Below are 452 nucleotides of genomic sequence, written 5' to 3'. Positions count from 1 at the left end.
ACCGGGTCTGCCGAGTTTTGCCAAGCCGTTGAAGCGGACGCTCAATACGCCTGACCATTGCAGGTAGCCGACAAATAAACGCAAAACTTTGCCTATCAGGCGTCTTGCTTCAAGTTGGCGTTTGATGTCGCCTTTATTGGACTTGAGCGTATAGGGCAAGAATGCGATTTTGAACAATACGCCTGCAACGCCGAAGAAGATGAAGCCGAAGAGTGTGGCAAAAAAGCGACGGAAATAGTCTAAAGTCTTCATGCGTTTTTCTGCCAGTGCCAGTGTCTACCGATATAGTGTTGCGTGTGTTGTCGGCCGTCTGAAAGCAGGAAGCGTACCCACTCCAAACTGCTCCAATAGGGCTCTACTGTTGTATCGTTAAGGTTTGCAGACGGCCTTGCGGATGCGGTTTCCAAGCTTAAGGTATAGTCTTCGCCCTTTGTGATTACCAGTGCCAATGC

At 49.6% G+C, this 452-nt stretch carries 1 protein-coding gene and 1 pseudogene; both read right to left on the bottom strand.

Annotated elements, in window-relative coordinates:
- Positions 1 to 252, bottom strand: a pseudogene (locus tag ACTHUT_RS21980) (1-acyl-sn-glycerol-3-phosphate acyltransferase); the annotation flags it as partial.
- On the bottom strand, positions 249 to 452 hold a 204-nt coding region (locus ACTHUT_RS21975; protein ID WP_440419940.1), incomplete at its 5' end, for a beta-ketoacyl synthase chain length factor. The pseudogene ACTHUT_RS21980 and the gene ACTHUT_RS21975, both read right to left, overlap by 4 nt.

The organism is Neisseria sp. P0022.S010 (genome assembly GCF_051956635.1).
Note: the sequence above shows the minus strand (reverse complement) of the source record. Positions and strands in the feature narration are given on the sequence as shown.